This is a genomic window from Vibrio sp. EA2 (genome assembly GCF_033042495.1).
Taxonomy (GTDB): domain Bacteria; phylum Pseudomonadota; class Gammaproteobacteria; order Enterobacterales; family Vibrionaceae; genus Vibrio.
Genome location: NZ_JAWLID010000002.1, coordinates 792,265 through 810,779 on the forward strand (window position 1 = coordinate 792,265; position 18,515 = coordinate 810,779).

Genomic DNA, 18,515 nt, shown 5'->3' on the forward strand with positions numbered 1-18,515 from the left:
CTACTTTTCACGGAGGAGCCTCTTATGAGCAAAAAACGTCAGTTACTTATCGATACCGCGTTAGCCCTTTTTTATACCAACGGGATTAACTCGATTGGAATCAATGAAATAGTGAATGTATCCGGTGTCGCCAAACGTACACTTTACAGCCACTTTGCAAGTAAAGAAGCGTTGGTGTTAGCCGCTTTGCAACAAAGACACGAGACGTTTTCCTTCTGGCTGGATCAAAAACTGTCTGGGGCCAAATCAGACAAAGAAGTGATAGATAAGTTATTTTCTGCGCTGGCGAGTTGGTTCAGCAGTCAAGAACCAGCGTTAGGTAAATTCAGAGGCTGTTTTTTTATCAACACTTCTGCCGAGTTTAGTGATTTAAATAGCGAAGTCGCCCGCTTTTGTGGGCAGCATAAAAAAGAAGTCCGAGACATCATTGCCAATCATTTACAAAGCAACGATAGCTCATTAATTGATGCGATCTGCTTGATGAAAGAAGGAGCAATTGTCACTGCACACATGAGTGGGAATGGACAAGACGTCGCCAATAAATGCATTCAAATTCTACACAGAATTGAAGGTAGAACAGAGTAACGACAAATCGTCGAAGGGACGCACCTGACCCACCAAGTCAACAAGACCGAAATAGCTAACTGAAAGCGGCTGTTTGAGACGAGGTGCCATAGAGAAATGGCACTATATGCGTATAACTACCTGACTTATAGGAACTTTACTCTTTCATCAATGCACTCATAGGACCCCATTTCAAACTCCCGACATATCCACGGCCTGTTTTCATAAATGGTGCACATATACGTCTCTCTGTCCAAAGCCGCACACCAACCATCATCCAGTCTCATCATGGTTTCACCACCATACTGGTCGCGGGAAATGAATTGTTCTGGAACGCCAGTATCAGAAATGATCATCACTTCAAGGCGGCAGCAACAGGCTTTGCAATTTGAACAGGACGGAGTTTCTGGCGAGGTGTTTTTAATCGATATATTCATGAGTAACTGCAATTTCGTCAATCGTGCATGATACCTTAAATCTACTATGGCTTTTGGCACTTTATAAAAAATATTTACGTTGCCATCGATATAACTGGCTAGTTTGCAGGCGTTACGCTCAGCCAAAACGTCATAAACTGCACGACAAACAACCTGTTAGGCTTTCCCCTCTTCTGGGACTACGATTCTTTACTTGGTTTGTCAGAATATACCTGAGACAATGGTCACAACTTACTACAGGCGAAACACTATGAAACTTTTAGTCCGCAACCTTGCGCGAACCACGACCGAGCATGAAATTCGTGTTCTTTTTTCAGCCTACGGCACCGTCAATGAGTGCAACCTGGTATTAGACCAAGAAACGGGGCAATCTAAAGGCTTCGCTTTTGTTGAAATGCCGAATGAGGATGAAGCGAAAAATGCTCTTGAAAACCTTCATCACACGAACGTAGCTAAGAGCAAAATCAGAGTTAAGTTCGCGCAAGACTAAGCCGCCCTCGGAGCCTGATTAACCATGCGTTAAAGGGTTCCGTTCTTTACTCCGTCCCCTTTCTTATTCTCATAATACAAACGCAACGCAGGACCAAATGCCATACGTTGCGAATCTGAACTCAGCTTTTAATTTAAAGCGATTTTGCTTAAGCCATAATGTGGGTAGCACAAAGCTTATTACCCGCTGGATCACGTAAATAGGCAAGATACATCTCACGTGGTCCCATGGTTCTTACACCTGGAGGATCTTCGCACTCAACACCACCACTTTCCAGACCCGCTTTATGCCATAGCTCTACTAATTCAGGGCTGTCCACTTTAAAGCCAATAGTCATACCATTACCTGAAGTTGCTGCTTCTCCATCGATTGGCGCAGTAATAGCAAAAGTGCCCTCAGGGTGAAAATAGAAGCAACGCCCGTGTGGATCTAAGACGCCTTCTTGGTAACCAAGCACCGACAAGATCGCATCATAAAATTGTTTGGATTTATCGACATCATTTGAGCCAACCATAACGTGACTGAACATTTATACGTCCTTTTTGATTGTTGTTGAACGAAACCACTCTGCTATAGCAACTTTCTGAAGTCTATGGCTATTTTGTTAAGGTGTGAAGCACGTAATATAGTATTTTAAATTTTGCTAATATAAACAAAATGCAAAGGGTAAATGCGGAGCAAGCACCGAATCTGCTTCCTCCGATTGAGCGTCGTATTAACCACCGATATGGCAGGCAAATCCCATGGATTCTACTTTACGTTTTAATTGCTGGATTTTTTCATCAGGGTTCGATGCCGTATCTTGCATAGGGTAAATGCGCCCTAACAGAGAATATTTGTTTTCACCGAAACTATGGTACGGAAGAAGGTGAATAGTATCGACATTTGACATGAGTTGTGCGAACTCACCAATCGCCTGGATTTCTTCTTCGTTGTCATTAAACCCTGGAATAACAGGAACACGTACGACTACTTTGGTAATAAATGAAATGCGCAGGATATTTTCCAGAATGATTCGATTCTCAACACCTGTGCCCTCTTTATGAACATGAGGATTAATAGCTTTGATATCGACCAACGCTAGGTCAATCCACGGGAACACTTCTTCTATGGCTTGTTTCGAACCAAGGCCTGTAGTTTCAATCGCGGTATGCCAGCCTTTTTCTTTACATCCTTTAAGTAGCTCTCTCGCAAATTCAGGTTGAGCTAATGGTTCACCACCTGACAAAGTAATCCCGCCACCTGCTCTACGGAATAGGTTTTCGTCTTTTTTGAGTTCAAGCAACACTTGCTCAACACTCATTCTCTTTCCTTTGATTTCAAGCGCACCAGTTGGGCAAACGTCAACACAAGCGCCACATTCAATACACTTTTCTCGGTCTATAAAATGTGGGTTTGAGCGAGAAATCGCTCCAGCTTTACAGACATCAATGCATTTTCCACAACTAACACAGTCGCTCGCTTTGAAAATCAGTTCCGGCTTGGCTTGTTGTGATTCAGGGTTGCTACACCATTTACAAGAAAGTGGACATCCTTTAAAAAAAGAAATGGTTCGAATTCCTGGTCCATCATGTAACGAATATCGCTGTATATTAAACAAGACCCCTTCAGCAGTGTAATCGACTTTATTCATGACAGTTTCTCGTTATTTTTGATAAAAATAGGCCGCTACATCGCGACCTATTTTTTATTTTGAGTATTATAGTTGCTGCTCTGTACGGCTAATAATGTCGTCCTGAACTTCTTTCGCTAGTACCACGAATTGAGCGCTGTAACCCGCAACTCGAACAACGAGATCTTGGTGTAGGTGTGGGTTTTTCTGTGCGTCTAGTAAACGTTCACGGTCGATAACGTTAAACTGTACATGCATACCTTTACGGTCAAAGTAGTTTCTTACCAGACCGCTGAAGTTACGCAATCCTTTCTCACCAGCTAGTGAAGAAGGCAAGAATTTTTGGTTGTACAAGGTACCGTTTGAAGCGGTGAAGTGATCCAATTTCGCTACTGAGTTCGCCGCAGCCGTTGGACCTGAAACATCTTTACCTTGGCGAGGAGAAACACCATCAGCCAGAGGCTTAGTCGCTAAACGGCCATCTGGCAATGCAGATACATTCTTACCAAACAGAACGTTAGCGGATACCGGGTAGATACCAGCCTGGAACTGACCACCACGAGTATTGGTGTATTTCTCTACTTCGTCACAGTAAATAGAGGCACAACGGCGAGCCACATAGTCGACATCATCAATATCGTTACCGAAGCTAGGCGTACTTTCTAAGATAAGGCGAATTTCTTCGTGACGAGAAATGTTACCTGACGTTGGCGCAGCTTGTGCAGGTGCATTCGATAGCTGACGAAGCACTTCTTGTTTAATCGCTTCAGGGCTTAGCGATCCTTTTTGCGCGATAATCTGCTGAACCACGTTGTAGACGTCTTTTTCATCTAATGACATGCGGCCAGCCGCTGGTGCGCAACCGCCTTCGGCATAGCCAAAGTTCGCATCTAACGCACTCTTAAGCTCTGTCATTGTCAGCTTGCGATCTTCAAAGACTTGCTTCTGCATGGCGTAAACAGAGTCACCAGTATCTGCGACACCGAACGCCTGAGGACCTGTATAGTTATAAATTGCACCGCCATCTTGCAGTGATTTACCGCGACCAATACAGTCATCAACAAGAGCAGAAAGGAAAGGCAGTGGGCAACGTTCAGCATGCGCAATATCGACACTATTACAAGCTTCAACCAACTTACGAACGAAGTACTTAACTTGCGCTGTGAATGCATCAAAGAAGTCTTCAATATCGGTAAACTGAGTCATATCTTTGGTCACAGGGCCAACTTGTTTGTTGTCTGCTCGACCGCTGTTTAGCGTGATTTCTAGTACTTTAGCCAGGTTAAAGAACGCAGCGTCGTGCCAACCTTCAGTACGGTGTGGTGCTTGTGGTTCTACACAACCGATAATGCAGTAATCACGAGCATCAGCCAGCGACACGCCACGGTTTTGTAGTGACGGGATGATAACTTCATCGTTATACATTGCAGGGACACCAAGACCAAGGCGAACTACTTCACAGGCACGGAACAAGAACTCATCCGGCGTACCCTGCCATACACGAATAGAAAACGAAGGTGCAGGCAACTGCACGTGCGCGGTCGCTTCCATACACATATAACTTAGTGCGTTAGTCGCGTCTTTACCCTCTGAAGTTTGACCACCAACACATAGGTTTTGGAATACCGCGTAACCGGCGAATGCTTGCGCTGAGACTTCATCACGAGTTTTGTTGATGTCGTTGAGTTTGATCCAGCAGCAATCCACCAGCTCTTGAGCAAATACTGGATCAATTGATTTGTCTGCTTCTAGGTATGGGTACATGTACTGGTCAAAACGTCCTGGAGAGATAGAGTGGCCGCTTGATTCAATTTGCAGCATGCTTTGCAGGAACCAGAAGGTTTGACATGCTTCCCAGAACGTTGTTGCACCATGCTCAGGTACACGACGACAGTTTTGGCTGATTTGTTCCAGTTCGCGTTTGCGTTGTGGATCAGATTCGATTTGAGCTAGACGCGCGGCTTCATCTGCATAGCGATGTGCGTAAACAATACCAGCTTCATAACTAATGATAATTGCGTTGTAGAACTGCTCTTTTTTAACAAAATCCGGTTCTGTACGATCTAACTTGTCTAACGCTTCCTTTACTTGCTCAATTACGCCACGGAAACCAACTCGCAAGACTTTACCGTAGTCGACACAGACGTGACCAACACCACCATAGAAGTAGTTACCTACACTGAATACGCCCGCGCCCATCGCTTCATGGGTCTCTTCTGACATATAAGAAGCAGCTAACTCACTGGTTGTCTTCCCAGGCCAGTATTTAAATGCTTCGTGCAGTTCCTGGGCAGTTTTCTTCTCAATAATGAATGGATCCGCTACGCGGTGTTCCATTGTTTCGAATTCTTTTTCTACCCAATCGTAAGAGAACTCAGGGCAAATTTCCGTTGAACGAGGGTTAATCGTTACCGCACCAACAATCAATTCATCTTTACGAATGGTCACTGGTAGTTCAGTAAAAATCTTTTCAACCACTCTTGCTCTTCTCATGATCGCTGGAAGATGCTCATTCGCTTTATAAGCTTCAGTTGCCAGAACTGCACGCTCAGACTCAACGTAAGGCTTAGCGTCAAGAATCATTTGTTTTAAGCGCAGAACGCGATCAGTTGGATTAGAAAAACCTTTCTCTAACATAATGTTACTCCGTAATTATTATTCAGTAAGATCACGAGATCAGACTTCAATTATTTTGTCGTGCGGCAATTTCTGTATTTGGGTAAATATTGCTACTGCTTCGTGAACGAAAAACGAAAGAAATTGCGCAATATTGAAGGATGTGCTTTCCGCATTGATGCCTTCACCTATTTCTTTATCGTTAATCCATTAAAAGCTGCTCAAGTCATCTTCAATAGTGCGCATCGCTTCATTCACCGCTGAAACTTCCCCAAAGATGGCAAGTGCGGTGACGTGCTGAGGGCATGTACCTGTGATTTCCGTCACCGCGACATCCGCACACTTACTCGCCAAATCGGCACAGTAGTAAAGATCAGGGATGGGCAACATGATTAATCCAATCGCATCAATACGGATCAGACCCAGGCGCTGACGAAATTCCGAGGACACACGGCGTTTGAGCATCGCAAGAGTATCTGGCCCTGGTGCGTTAATTATGCGTGTTTTCATCGTTCTATTGCCTATCTCTTAACTTAGTCACATTAATATTCAATCAGTTAACGAATATTCAATGCTTCAACCATGACACATCGACGGTAGCGGGCAAAAGAGCGAGCTGATGTAATGCCTTCGCCCGTTGGCCCTGCGATAGTGAATGTTGTATGACCTTCACCACCAACACCGATACCTGAATAAGATGGACCGTTTTTCACAAAAATTGTGGTTTGAATTGAACGAGCCATTTTGCTTAGTTTCTCAACGTTAGTAGAGTGCATGATTGCGGTATGACGGTTGCCATGCTCCACTTTAATTGCCAAGTCTATCGCTTCATCTACGTTTTCAACTCGAACAACGGGCAGAATCGGCATCATGAGTTCATGTACAACAAATGGGTGATTTCTTTCTGCCTCGATTAAAATCACTTTAATGTCATCGCTAACTTGAATATTCAATTTATCCAGGATGTAGCGAGCGCCTTTACCGACGAAAGAAGTATTAGGGCCTGTCCCCTTTTCGTTCAGAACCAGCGATTGCAGTTGTTGAATCTTCTGTTTGTCACACAGTAGATAAGCGCCACTTTTCTTCATGCAATGAATCAAGTAGTCGGCGACTTCATTGACAACAATGACTTCTTTCTCAGCGATGCACGGCAAGTTATTGTCGAACGCACAGCCGTTAATAATGTCTTTTGCTGCTTTTTCGATGTTCGCGGTCTCATCAACCACAGCTGGAGGGTTACCTGCACCAGCACCGATCGCTTTCTTACCAGTAGACATCACGGTTTTCACGATCGACGGGCCACCAGTCGCAACAAGCATATTGACTCTAGGGTCGTTCATCATTGCGTTTGTGTTATCAATCGACGGCTCTAAAACCGTCACCACCAAGTTTGCCGGAGCGCCGAGTTCAGCCAGTTTTCTATTGATCAGATCAACAGCAACGAGTGAGACGTTACGAGAACGTGGATGTGGGCTGTAAACAACCGTGTTCCCTGCTGCCAACATACCAATACTGTTGTTAATAATGGTCTCAGTTGGGTTCGTCGTTGGTGTGATTGAACCGATCACGCCGTAAGCAGAAAATTCAGTCAATGTCAGGCCTGAATCACCGCTTAATGCTGAAGTAGCTAGATCTTCAGTACCTGGTGTTTTGGTTGCTGCAATACGGTTTTTCGTAACCTTATCCGCGTAATTGCCCATGCCCGTTTCTTCGACAGCCATGCGAGAGATTTTTTCAAGCACATCCTCTTGAGTGAACACTTCTCGAATACCTTGGACGAAGGCTGCGCGATCGCCCATGGTACAATGACGGTATTGGACTTGAGCATGTGAAGCGGCGCTGATCGCCTCTTCCATTGACGCAAAACACCCTAAGTATTCTGTCGAGCCATGATTAGCAATCTGGCATTGAACACTCTGAGGCTTCGCTTGATTTTCAGCCAGTATTTGAGAAACGATATTCTCAATATTGCTGTTTAAATCGGGCGCAGTTTGAGTTTCTGGTTGTTTCACCATATTGGCGGCCAAAGCTTGAGAAACGATTCTCTCTAAACTGGCGTTTGAGCTGGATGAAACTGGCTCTGCGTTCTGCGCCGTAACGTTTGTATATTTGCTCAATACGTTTTCAACGGCGTGAGCAATTTCTTGTTCATTCATTCTTCCTACTCCTTACAACAAAATTGAATTTCAGGTGTCGCTTGAAATTTAAATATAAGGAGTTGTAGATGACTGAAGCGGCGCTGAGTCCATAGTACCAAGTAGCTGTAGGCCTACATCACGAGCGGTAAGTACTGCCTGACGAACGGCACCTGAGTCACCGGCAAACGTAAACGTCACTTCGTTACTAAAACAAGTGCCTTTGGCTGGCGTTGAATAACCGATTGGATCAATCACAGCAGATTTCGCCGCAGCATCCGCAATAACAACGCCGATCGCTGCTGGTGACGCACAAGTCATACCAAATGATTTGCCAATTGGCGCACCAAACGCTTTGTTAAGTGCAAAGCTTGCACGCGCGGTATATTGGAATTCTAGGTGGCCTGCAACGTTGCCATAAACATCACCGAAAGTGCGGTTGATTTCAGACAGTGTTACTTCTACAACGCGACGTACATCGGATACATCATCAGCACCGAAAATGATTAAGCACCCATGACCACCGCCGCCTTCTGTATCACGAGCAAGTTCAACAGCAACAACTTCACTATTGGTTGCTTTTACCGCTTCGTCCGCAGCAAAAATATGTGGACCAGCACCATTACGAGCGCCAACAATACCGATAGAGCGATATTTCTTATCGATGTTCATCACTTCATGTAACTGGCTATCAACACTAGCAACAACAAGACCAATAGTGCGCCCTAGGTCAGTGGTTCCAACAAATTCAGTCAGACCACAGTTGGCGACACGTGCCACCGCAGGAGTCGCTTGTTCTTGTTGTGCTGGCTGTTGTTTGTTCATGACCTCAGAAATGATCTGTTCAACAAAATTATCTTTCATCGTCAATTTCCTTCCGTTCTATTACTGAACTGTTTTTGGCAAGATTTTTTCAACTTCAGTATGTGGACGCGGAATTACATGAACAGAAACAAGTTCACCGACTTTGCTAGCAGCAGAGGAGCCAGCATCCGTTGCCGCTTTGACCGCACCAACATCACCACGAACCATTACTGTGATTAGGCCTGAACCAATTTTCTCGTAGCCCACTAGTGTTACGTTTGCTGACTTAACCATGGTGTCCGCAGCTTCAATTGCAGAAACCAAACCTTTTGTTTCAACCATACCTAGAGCTTCTTGTTGCATAAATACCTCGAGTTTTTTAAATGATGACTTTTCTGGCAAAGTATCCCTATAAGAGCTTGTAGGCTTTGCCTTATTCATTAAGCGATTTCATAGTAAAAGTACTGAGACAAAATGTTTTGCCTCGAATGAGGATTCTTTTGTTGAACAAAGAAGAGAAAGGCAATAATTTACAGCGATCTATCTCACATAAAATTTTTAATTAAAGGAAGGAGCTAGATGAGATAATAGAGTGAATAGGGTTTTGCGCAGTGGTGACGGGTAAATAAGTGAAATAAAGTTGCGCTCGACAGTTAGGCTTATCAATAAAATTTAGATTAAATATTTACTGAATATAAAAAACAGGACAAATTTGTCCTGTTAATTAATAATGGCGATATTAATTCAGAGTGACCGAAAGTCAAAAATAAATAACAGATCAATGACATTTTACTGTTCTCATTGAGACGAAAAATAAAATAGACAAAACGGTAACATTCCGCAGTAACAGCCTTAAATAAGGTGCTGCCACATATCTGGATGTGGCTTAGCCACCACCATACTATGTACCAGTAGCCCTTTATCTCCGGCGCTCTTACAGCCGACTTTGACGGCATTATTAACATCGCCAATGTCGCCATTGACAACAAAATAACACTTACCGCCAATGCCAAATGCCATATGCACTCGAACTAAGGTCACATTCGCCGCTTTCATTGCTTCATCTGCCGCTGCAATACAGGCTGCGACACTAAAGGTTTCGACAACCCCGACCGAGCCCTTTGCTTCAACAGGCGTTACTCCTGAAATAGCGGGTAAAATACTAGGATCAATTTTAGGTAGAATAAAGCTGTCCACCTTTAAGTGCCCTGCTAACATTTCACCATGATCGATTGCTTGTTGGACAGCGCCCACATCACCGGTAATCATGACAATATACTTACCCGGGCAAATCGTTTTCGAACTCAGCACTTCGACACTCGCACTTTTTAACATGCTATCTGTGACTTCGACGCCTTTTGCAATGCTGCTCAGTTCAAGCAAACCAATGGTATCTTTCATCCTCTACCCCTTTGAATAGTAATATATTGAGCGTCAACCGAACTCACGGTACCACTGCAACTTGCATGCACACCTAAACTCAAGGCATCAGGCTTCGCTTCGACAAGCTTTTGCCCGGCTTCCACTTTATCGCCAACCGTTACAATCGGATGACCTGCGGCACCAATATGTTGGCTAATCGCGACCTTGACTTGCTCGTAAGGTAAGTCAAACGGAAGCATCGGTGCATCTTGGTAATACGGTGTTAAATTCAATCGAGAAACTAAGCGCGACGTCGGCACCAGACGGTATTCTGCCATCGGATCAGCGTCTCTTAGCTCTCCGCTATATCGAGCGCCCTGTGCACGCAGTTGCTGCTTCAATATTTTGTTCACTCGCATCGGAGAAATATTAACGGGACAGGCATAACCCTCACACAAACTGCATTCTGAACACGTTAATGCCGATAAGAAGGTGGATGGCTTGGCCAAATCCTTATAATTCGTTGCTCTGATCACCAGGTTCGGTGCAATTTCATGGCCAATTAAGTGACGCGGACACAAATCGGTACAGAGTGAACACTGTTCGCAGACCGTCTTCGCCATATTAAGAATTTGCTCATCCGTTTTCAGACGACGCTGAATTAAAATATGATCACGCGGCAACACTAAGAGTGCCCCGGTGGTTTTAGTCACGCATTGATTTAAATCTTCAACTAATGCGCCCATCATTGGCCCACCGTTAATAACCGCAAACTCATCAATGGTTACCCCTCCTGCGTACTCGAGCAGTTCTTGAAAACAGATGCCTAAAGGGACAGTGATGGTCATTGGATTTTTCACACAACCATTAATCGTAAGTGTACGCTCGAAAACGCCTTGTTCATGTTCTACCGCGTGGCAGACATTAATCAGGGTTTGTACATTATTTACAATCACACCGACCGTTATCGGTAACTGTGCTGGCGGAACGCGACGACCAGTTGCCATCCAAATGGTGATGACTTCATCCCCCGCTGGATAAACATCTTTGAGAATATGGATACGCATATTCGGCGCCAATAAAGGGGTTAATGCATCAATCGCGTTTTGATATTTGGCTTTTAATGCTATTACGCCCTCTTTCGCTCCTGTAGCTTTCATCGCATAACCGAGTCCACGAATCATTTCAGCCGCTTTCACGACCATCAATTGTTGATCCACTTTTAGCATCGGTTCGCATTCTGCCGCATTGACGAGGAAAATTTCCGCGTCAGATTGCAGTTTCACATAGGTGGGAAAACCTGCGCCACCGGCACCGACAACCGCTGCATTTTTCACTCTTTCAATAATGGTATTTTTATCATACTGGTCTAGATACGACTGGCTGATAGTGTGTTGTTCTTTCATCATATTGCCTCAACGATTAAGCAATTTTTTTGACCGTTTCATTTACCTGTTGCTTGGCTAAGTCTGCGGCATCTTGCGCAATCATTTTTTCTTCATTGGTTGGCAAAACAACAATCGCGGGTGAGTCTTGTGTTGATACAACGCCCCATTTACCTCTTGTTGTTGACGCGTTTTTCTCTTTATCTAATTTAAAGCCAAATACCGAGAGTTTTTGTACCGTCAGCTCTCTGATCAACACTGAGTTTTCACCAATACCACCGGTAAACACCAAAGCATCAATACGATCTAACGACGCTAAATGACCACCGATATGACGCGCTAAACGGTGAACGAGAACATCTATGGCTAACGCTGCTCGTTCGTTACCTTGTAAGCGAGCCTGCTCCAACTCACGACAGTCACTTGAAAGACCAGAAACCCCCAATAAACCAGACTGGCTATTGGTTAAGCTATACACAGAATCCAATGATTGTTCGGTACGATTAGCGATATAAACCGCCGCACCAAAGTCCAAATCACCACAGCGCGTGCCCATCGCCAGGCCTTCCAGTGGTGTCATTCCCATTGATGTATCGACACTCTTCCCATTTTTAACCGCACAAACAGAAGAACCATTGCCAAGATGCGCGACTATGATGCCGTTGTTATTTGCATCAAGTTCCAGACGCTTAACGGTTTCTAAGGCAATGAAACGATGAGAGGTACCATGGAAACCATAACGTCTCACTTTATGTTCATCTCTAAGCTCAAGAGGAATCGCGTAGGTATACGCATCTTCTGGCATCGTTTGGTGAAAAGCGGTATCAAATACCGCGATATTTGGAATATTCGGCAATAGCGACATTGCTGTTTTAATCCCAACCAGGTTGGCTGGGTTATGCAGCGGAGCGAGCTCAGACAACTGGTTTATTTGCTCAATGACCTCATTTGTAACAAGTACAGAGTCACTAAATTCACTACCACCGTGCGCAACTCGGTGGCCGATGGCGCATAACGAGTCCATTAGTTCTAAGCTCGACATGGTTGCAAATAGTTTTTCTAATGCTGCGGCATGGGTGCCTTGTTGTAATTCAAAGAGCGTCTTGTTTCCTTCAGAATCTTTGATTGAAATAAACGCATCGGACAAGCCTAACTTTTCTGCAATGCCCGACAAAACAGGCTCATCTTTCCCTGTTGGTAAAACAGAAAATTTCATCGAAGATGAGCCACAATTAATAACTAAAACACGAGATTCTGACGACATGATTACCTCAAGAGCGAATAAATTTGAAAAACAATGGGGTTTGAAAACGGTGATTTTTTAGCTTTCGGCTAATTATCGAGTGAAAAGTGAAATCGCTGCCTGAGCAATAGCACAATCTTGTTCTACAGTTCCGCCGCTAATACCGATGGCCCCAAGTAACTGAGTGTCTTTCCAGATGGGCACCCCACCTCCGATACAACATACTTTGGGCGAATTTTGTAATCCGTATAAACTTTGGCCTGGCAATATTTTCACAGCCAAATCTGATGTAGGCGTCTTTAAAGCAACGGCTGTCCAGGCTTTTTGTGTTGCCAGTTCATGGCTAACCAGAAGCGCATCATCCATGACAAAGAAATACCGCTCTGCCCCAACCTGATCGACAAAGCTGAAAACAATATCAATGCCCACTCTTTCTGCGGCCTGACAGGCAAATTGACCGAGTCGCATGATATCTTGCAAAATCAGGTGAGTATTTTTGCTACTGTCACCAAGTGTTATTGCTTGGGTACTTTGACTCTCTGAAAATCTATTACTCATATTTGGGCCTCACTCAACACACTTCACACGCTTACGGCTCTAAAGAATCAACAATGCCAACAATGGCCGCATCGGTAACAGAATTAGAGTGCGTACTGCTATTACGAGCGGAACTTCCTGTCGTTACGACAACAATGTCACTATTGCCGGCACCAACACAGTCAATGGCAATTTCCGTTTCGCTGGTTGGGTGGTTTTGTTCATCTAAACGCGTGACAATGAGCAACTTATTGCCATTCAATGATTCATGTTTAGTGGTTGATACAATCGCCCCGGTGACTTTTGCTAAATACATAATGATTTCCCCTTAATTGACTCTTTCAATAAAGATACGACGACGGGCAATTTCTTCTTTAGCTGACGGCGTAATGATCGTATTTTTTTCAATGAGTAAAGATTGGTGTTCTGGCAGTAATTTTACGTCTTTTAACGTTATTAATGAGTGATTCGCAATAGAAGACACATTAGGCTTGCCAATAAAACTGACGCCATAATCTTCTACCTTGTTTAAATAAGCCGAATATTGCTCAATTAACGCACCCGAGGTTTTTTCTACAATAGTTTGATATTCATGATTTAATGTTGCGGTTATCGGCTTTCGATTTAATAACGCGTGAAAAGCCCAACTCGTTGCTAAGTTATCTCGAATACATAACGCCAGCTTCGTTAAGCTGTTCATTGATATGGCTGGAAAAAAGAGACCATAATAATCGTCTGATAGATCATCAGGTAAATATGAGTCCATCGAGAACTCAATATCCCCTTCTTGCTGCCAACGTAAAAATACAGATTTAATAACAGAGTTATTAGCGGTATGGGAAAGCGTCACAGCAATACCATAACCTGAACGATATAGTGCTTTAATGCAGTTGAGCGTATCGAGCAATGATTCCTGTTCATTACCGGTTAAAATCACTCGAATCACTTTTGAGCGTTGGCGTTTTTTCTCTAGGATGTCATCAACAATCTGACTGATCATGACGGTTAAGTCTTTTATTTCCATAACGCCTTACTCCGTCGCTTTCATTGCTATTCCTAACGGAGTAACCAGCAATGGCTCAGGAACGGAGAGAGACTCAATACCCGTCACTTTAGTAAACACTTCTGAAAATTGACTGAAGCTGGTTGCACCGCCAACGAGCCACAGCTGCTGTGCAGAATTTGTCTTAAGCCATAACGAAACCAAACTCGCCATTTTTTCTACGACAGGACGCACAACAGAAAATACTTGTTGTTCATGCTGTGAGTCTTTCTTCATTGTTTCGGCTTCATCATATTCAAGCCCCATCGCACCCGATAAAACTAATGTCATATGAGAGCCACCCGTCGGTTCATCAGCACTGAAAATGACATCACCGTTATCTAAAATACTCATCCCCGTCGTACCACCACCGACATCGACCACCGCTCCGCTTTCCAGATTTAATGCACAAGCGGCTGCTACTGGCTCATCGACGACATTGGTTACAATAAACCCAGCAGATTCAACCACATTCACAATGACTTTTACGCTGCCTTCAGAGACACCAGGAGGAATAGCAGTAGCGGCTTTTTCTAATGTGCAGCCTAGCCCTTGTTCAACTTTCTGCTTTAACATCGAAACCACTTTAGTCGCAGTGATGTAATCCACCACTATGCCATCTTTGACAACTTTAGATGGATAACTCGCGCCCGCTACCGGGTTGTTGTTCCTATCGACAACCACGATCGCAATATTCGCAGTGCCAAGGTCAACACCAACTTTAAATGGCCCTTTTTTCTTCAGGCACTTTTCGTCCTTGACCAGTTTGGCGAGTTTTTTTAGTCGTTTGTAAGAAGTTGAATCAGACATGGCTTATCCCACTAGGTAGCGCGTCACGCAATCGTTATTTTTCAGGCCAAATGCATTCGCTTCTTCTACGTCAATATGCATTTCCATCACCGCATCGTTGCTCACGCGAACCACAACGTTACGCAGAATTCCGGCACGATCTCCTTGAGTTTCCACATCGATTTCCATGCCATCTTTAAGGCCAAAAGATTCGGCATCTTGTGGTGAAATATGGATATGTCGCCAAGCCACGATCACGCCATGATCCTTAATAACCTTTCCTCTAGGACCAATAAGCTCGATGCTTGGTGAACTTTCTAAATCACCTGACATTCTCACGGGCGCTCTCACACCCAGCGCAAAACCATCGGCAATAGAAATTTCTACCTGTGTTTCACTGCGCAATGGGCCAAGTACTCGAACACGTTGTAGCTCACCTTTAGGGCCTTTTAGCGTGACCACTTCTTCAGCGGCATATTGCCCAGGTTGTTTTACCGCTTTAAAGCGAGTAAGTTCTGAACCAACTCCAAACAGCGCATCCATATCTTCTCTGCTTAAATGCACATGTCGATTTGAAATACCAATAGGTACAACTAATTGATCGCTTATATTATGTGCTGCCACATTCTGGTTCGAAGATTGAGTGGCCGACTGTCCAAATAACTCTTTCATTATTTGCTGAGTAATTAATTCTGCCTGTTCCTTAATTGAGTTCATAATAGTTTTACCATTCTTAGAGGAAGCGACTCGTCTTACAATAATTTGTAATCAGCCATATTGTTTGCCTTTAATAAGGACTTTTTTGCTAACAAAAATCAGCTGTGACAAAACGATCCAGATTAACCAATTATTTTTGTGAGCAACTTATCAATGTCACTTGCTGAAGGCTGTCTAGGATTGGTTGCCGTGCAAGCATCTGCCAATGTTGAATCAATAATTGCCTGTCTTGTGCGCTCTATTTCATGTCGACTTTTGCCAAGTTCAGTTAAGGATGAAGGAATTTGAAACTGTCGGTTTAAATCACGAATAGCCGCCGATAGTTCTTTGGCTGCTAATGACGGAATGTCGACATTGATATTCATTAAACGGACACATTTATGGTATTTATGCAAAATATCCGAATCGCCCGCCTCAGCGTTAAAGTCAATAATTAACGGCAATAACATAGCGTTAATCTTGCCGTGCGAGATATGTAAAGTTCCTCCCAATGCATGCGCCATTCCATGAACTAAACCCAGTCCTGATGCATTAAATGCCATACCAGCCATACATGATGCGTTGTGCATATGTTCACGAGGCTCAATAGCCGTCTCATTTTCAACAACCTGTGGCAAATAAGTCGCAACCAAATAGATAGCTTTTTCAGCAAGCGCGTCACTAAAGTCATTCGAATCAGTAGAAACAACGGCTTCGATTGCATGAGTTAAAACGTCCATACCAGTATCAACAGCAACAACACGGGGGACACTTAACACCAACTCTGGATCTAATATAGCGGCGTCAGGTAAGAGATCGGAAGACACCAGCGGATACTTTTTTCCATTGGAGGAATCAGAAATAACCGCATATGAGGTCACCTCAGAGCCCGATCCACTTGTCGTTGGAATCGCAATCAGTTCAATTTTATTGCCTTGGTACAGCTCTTCTAACGTCACTTTAATGCCCTTCGCTGCGTCTAACGAAGAACCGCCACCTAATGCAATAATGACATCAGGCTGAAATGACTTGAGTTGCTGCACACCCGCAATAATAACGGCTGTGTTTGGATCTGGTTTCACCTCGCCAAAAACCGAAACATTCGCATAGGGCATGGCTTTAATTAGAGAGCGCGCCTTGCCAGAAGAGACCATAAAAGCATCGGTTACGATAGCTACTTTTTTTGAATTGAAGCGTTCTAATGATGAAACCGCATCTGTACCAAAGTACACATCGGGTACGGAAAAAAATCGACGAGTCATTAAATTCTCACTTTCCATTGATCTTTGAGTTATTTTTAATTTAACACCAATCGATATAACGACGCTTATAAGAACTTGACTATATCTAGGACAATTTTGCTGTCCAATAGAATAAAAAGACAAGAAAATATAGTCTGGTAATAAACCAGTAATCATCTAATTCAAAGAGCAAATTTTTCATGTAAAAAAGTAAAATCAGACAATATTTTACACCCTACCAAATATATACTTAATTGGTGGTAAATCAAACACAAACATTTAGTAATACCCTACCTATTAATTTAACAAAAATAAGGTTTAATTATGGATAAAACTCTAAGAGGCCAGTGCATTGCTGAGTTCTTTGGTACTGGATTATTTATATTTTTTGGTGCAGGATGTTTATGCGCAACGATACTGGCAGGTGCTGACTTTGGTCTATGGGAAATAGCGATTGTTTGGGGCTTAGGCATTGCACTGGCTGTGTATTTAACCGCGGGAATATCTGGCGCGCATTTGAATCCTGCAGTGACTGTTGGTTTATTCTTATTTGCAAACTTTGAAAAACGAAAAGTTCTTCCATACGTCATTGCACAAACAGCCGGTGCATTTTTCGGTGCTACCATTTGTTACTTCATTTACCAAAATTTATTTACGGACTACGAGGCGGCGCATAATATCGTGAGAGGTTCTCAAGAGAGCCTGGCACTAGCAGGCATTTTTACTACTTTTCCTCACCCTTCTATCACTGTGTTTCATGCTGCAATAGTCGAAGTGATCCTAACAGCAACATTGATGTCATTGATATTGTCACTGACCGATGATGGTAATGGCGTGCCAAAAGGAGCACTAGCACCATTGTTAATTGGTCTCTTGGTCGCTGTTATTGGTGCAGCTGCAGCGCCGTTAACGGGTTTCTCGATGAACCCCGCTCGTGACTTCGGGCCTAGACTATTCACTTTCTTTGCTGGATGGGGAGAAATGACATTCACTGGCGCAAGAGATATTCCTTATATGATCGTTCCAATTGTCGCCCCTCTTATTGGTGCGTGTATTGGTGGTGCCGGTTATCGCTATTTAATCGATCAATATGTAACTAAACCATCGAATGAAGTACAAAGTACAGAATCAGAGTCTGTGAGTTAAAATACTCAGACATTCGATAGTTAGTCTCCTTTTAACAGTGCCCAAGCTTTGGACAGTATATTTTATACAAATATTGTTCATAAAGACTTGGGCATTATTAAATAGTTCTCCATGATATTCATAATTCCGCATTATAATTCACCTGCCTCATTCGACAACTGACAGCGACGCTGAACAGCAATTACATATAGCCTGTTTTCGGGGGAATTTTAGAGAGGTATTTGAACGTAATTTGGGATTTGGAATATGTAGATGATCTACAATCGTATTGGTATATAAGTATTTGTAAACTTTATTTAAGTAAATAAATTCGAATCACCCCAGTCACGCAATAATATGTCTTGGATTCAAGTACGAAGTGCGACACCTCTGAACATAAAAACAGTGAGATGCGATAATCATGAAGTTTGCTCCCG

General features: G+C 43.5%; 20 protein-coding genes. 3 read left to right on the forward strand and 17 right to left on the reverse strand.

The genetic code is table 11. The features are described from left to right. The first annotated feature begins 24 nt into the window (after window positions 1–24). Window positions 25–585: a TetR/AcrR family transcriptional regulator gene (locus RXX31_RS07940; RefSeq protein ID WP_317588567.1), complete on the forward strand. Its 561-nt coding sequence runs from the start codon at window positions 25–27 to the stop codon at window positions 583–585. 125 nt (window positions 586–710) lie between these two features. Here the strand turns inward: RXX31_RS07940 and RXX31_RS07945 are convergent, their stop codons facing one another. Next, window positions 711–1,001: a YkgJ family cysteine cluster protein gene (locus RXX31_RS07945; protein WP_317588605.1), complete on the reverse strand. Its 291-nt coding sequence runs from the start codon at window positions 999–1,001 to the stop codon at window positions 711–713. Between the two features lie 250 nt (window positions 1,002–1,251). On the opposite strand from RXX31_RS07945, the gene RXX31_RS07950 reads away from it, so the two are divergent. Then, window positions 1,252–1,491, forward strand: a complete 240-nt coding sequence (locus tag RXX31_RS07950; RefSeq protein ID WP_317588568.1) for an RNA-binding protein — start codon at window positions 1,252–1,254, stop codon at window positions 1,489–1,491. 148 nt (window positions 1,492–1,639) lie between these two features. Here the strand turns inward: RXX31_RS07950 and RXX31_RS07955 are convergent, their stop codons facing one another. The 16 genes from RXX31_RS07955 to RXX31_RS08030 all read right to left on the reverse strand — a co-directional run bounded on the left by RXX31_RS07955 (window position 1,640) and on the right by RXX31_RS08030 (window position 17,130). Continuing rightward, a complete protein-coding gene (locus RXX31_RS07955) occupies window positions 1,640–2,020 on the reverse strand; it encodes a VOC family protein (protein ID WP_065296941.1) in 381 nt (126 codons plus the stop codon). A 186-nt stretch (window positions 2,021–2,206) separates the two neighbouring features. After that, window positions 2,207–3,124: a glycyl-radical enzyme activating protein gene (locus tag RXX31_RS07960; RefSeq protein ID WP_317588569.1), complete on the reverse strand. Its 918-nt coding sequence runs from the start codon at window positions 3,122–3,124 to the stop codon at window positions 2,207–2,209. Window positions 3,125–3,190: 66 nt separating this feature from the next. Further along, a complete protein-coding gene (gene grpM / locus RXX31_RS07965) occupies window positions 3,191–5,740 on the reverse strand; it encodes a glycyl radical diol dehydratase GrpM (RefSeq protein ID WP_317588570.1) in 2,550 nt (849 codons plus the stop codon). A 189-nt stretch (window positions 5,741–5,929) separates the two neighbouring features. Beyond that, a complete protein-coding gene (locus RXX31_RS07970) occupies window positions 5,930–6,229 on the reverse strand; it encodes a BMC domain-containing protein (RefSeq protein WP_317588573.1) in 300 nt (99 codons plus the stop codon). 47 nt (window positions 6,230–6,276) lie between these two features. Next, window positions 6,277–7,875, reverse strand: a complete 1,599-nt coding sequence (locus RXX31_RS07975; protein ID WP_317588574.1) for an aldehyde dehydrogenase family protein — start codon at window positions 7,873–7,875, stop codon at window positions 6,277–6,279. A 48-nt stretch (window positions 7,876–7,923) separates the two neighbouring features. Then, complete coding sequence (pduB, locus tag RXX31_RS07980; RefSeq protein WP_317588575.1) at window positions 7,924–8,718, reverse strand: propanediol utilization microcompartment protein PduB; 795 nt, start codon at window positions 8,716–8,718, stop codon at window positions 7,924–7,926. Between the two features lie 21 nt (window positions 8,719–8,739). Next, window positions 8,740–9,021: a propanediol utilization system shell hexameric protein GrpH gene (gene grpH / locus RXX31_RS07985; RefSeq protein ID WP_014232056.1), complete on the reverse strand. Its 282-nt coding sequence runs from the start codon at window positions 9,019–9,021 to the stop codon at window positions 8,740–8,742. A gap of 489 nt (window positions 9,022–9,510) precedes the next feature. After that, window positions 9,511–10,059 (reverse strand): BMC domain-containing protein, encoded by a 549-nt coding sequence (locus tag RXX31_RS07990; protein WP_264906094.1) that lies wholly within the window; start codon window positions 10,057–10,059, stop codon window positions 9,511–9,513. Beyond that, window positions 10,056–11,426: a 4Fe-4S dicluster domain-containing protein gene (locus tag RXX31_RS07995; RefSeq protein WP_317588576.1), complete on the reverse strand. Its 1,371-nt coding sequence runs from the start codon at window positions 11,424–11,426 to the stop codon at window positions 10,056–10,058. The genes RXX31_RS07990 and RXX31_RS07995 overlap by 4 nt, the downstream gene beginning before the upstream one ends. Before the next feature lie 16 nt (window positions 11,427–11,442). Further along, window positions 11,443–12,669, reverse strand: a complete 1,227-nt coding sequence (tdcD, locus tag RXX31_RS08000; RefSeq protein WP_317588577.1) for a propionate kinase — start codon at window positions 12,667–12,669, stop codon at window positions 11,443–11,445. 72 nt (window positions 12,670–12,741) lie between these two features. Then, window positions 12,742–13,206 (reverse strand): heme-binding protein, encoded by a 465-nt coding sequence (locus RXX31_RS08005; protein ID WP_317588579.1) that lies wholly within the window; start codon window positions 13,204–13,206, stop codon window positions 12,742–12,744. A 31-nt stretch (window positions 13,207–13,237) separates the two neighbouring features. After that, entirely contained in the window at window positions 13,238–13,501 is a 264-nt protein-coding gene (locus tag RXX31_RS08010; protein ID WP_317588581.1) for a EutN/CcmL family microcompartment protein, read from the reverse strand. Between the two features lie 12 nt (window positions 13,502–13,513). After that, window positions 13,514–14,209: a hypothetical protein gene (locus RXX31_RS08015; protein WP_317588582.1), complete on the reverse strand. Its 696-nt coding sequence runs from the start codon at window positions 14,207–14,209 to the stop codon at window positions 13,514–13,516. A gap of 6 nt (window positions 14,210–14,215) precedes the next feature. Then, a complete protein-coding gene (eutJ, locus tag RXX31_RS08020; RefSeq protein ID WP_317588583.1) occupies window positions 14,216–15,037 on the reverse strand; it encodes an ethanolamine utilization protein EutJ in 822 nt (273 codons plus the stop codon). 3 nt (window positions 15,038–15,040) lie between these two features. Continuing rightward, complete coding sequence (gene pduL / locus RXX31_RS08025) at window positions 15,041–15,733, reverse strand: phosphate propanoyltransferase (RefSeq protein ID WP_317588584.1); 693 nt, start codon at window positions 15,731–15,733, stop codon at window positions 15,041–15,043. 122 nt (window positions 15,734–15,855) lie between these two features. After that, window positions 15,856–17,130 (reverse strand): 1-propanol dehydrogenase PduQ, encoded by a 1,275-nt coding sequence (locus RXX31_RS08030; RefSeq protein ID WP_317588585.1) that lies wholly within the window; start codon window positions 17,128–17,130, stop codon window positions 15,856–15,858. Window positions 17,131–17,277: 147 nt separating this feature from the next. Between RXX31_RS08030 and RXX31_RS08035 the strand changes: the two genes are divergently transcribed. Continuing rightward, window positions 17,278–18,099, forward strand: coding sequence for an MIP/aquaporin family protein (locus RXX31_RS08035; RefSeq protein WP_317588587.1), 822 nt, complete (start codon window positions 17,278–17,280; stop codon window positions 18,097–18,099). The last annotated feature ends 416 nt before the right edge of the window (window positions 18,100–18,515 follow it).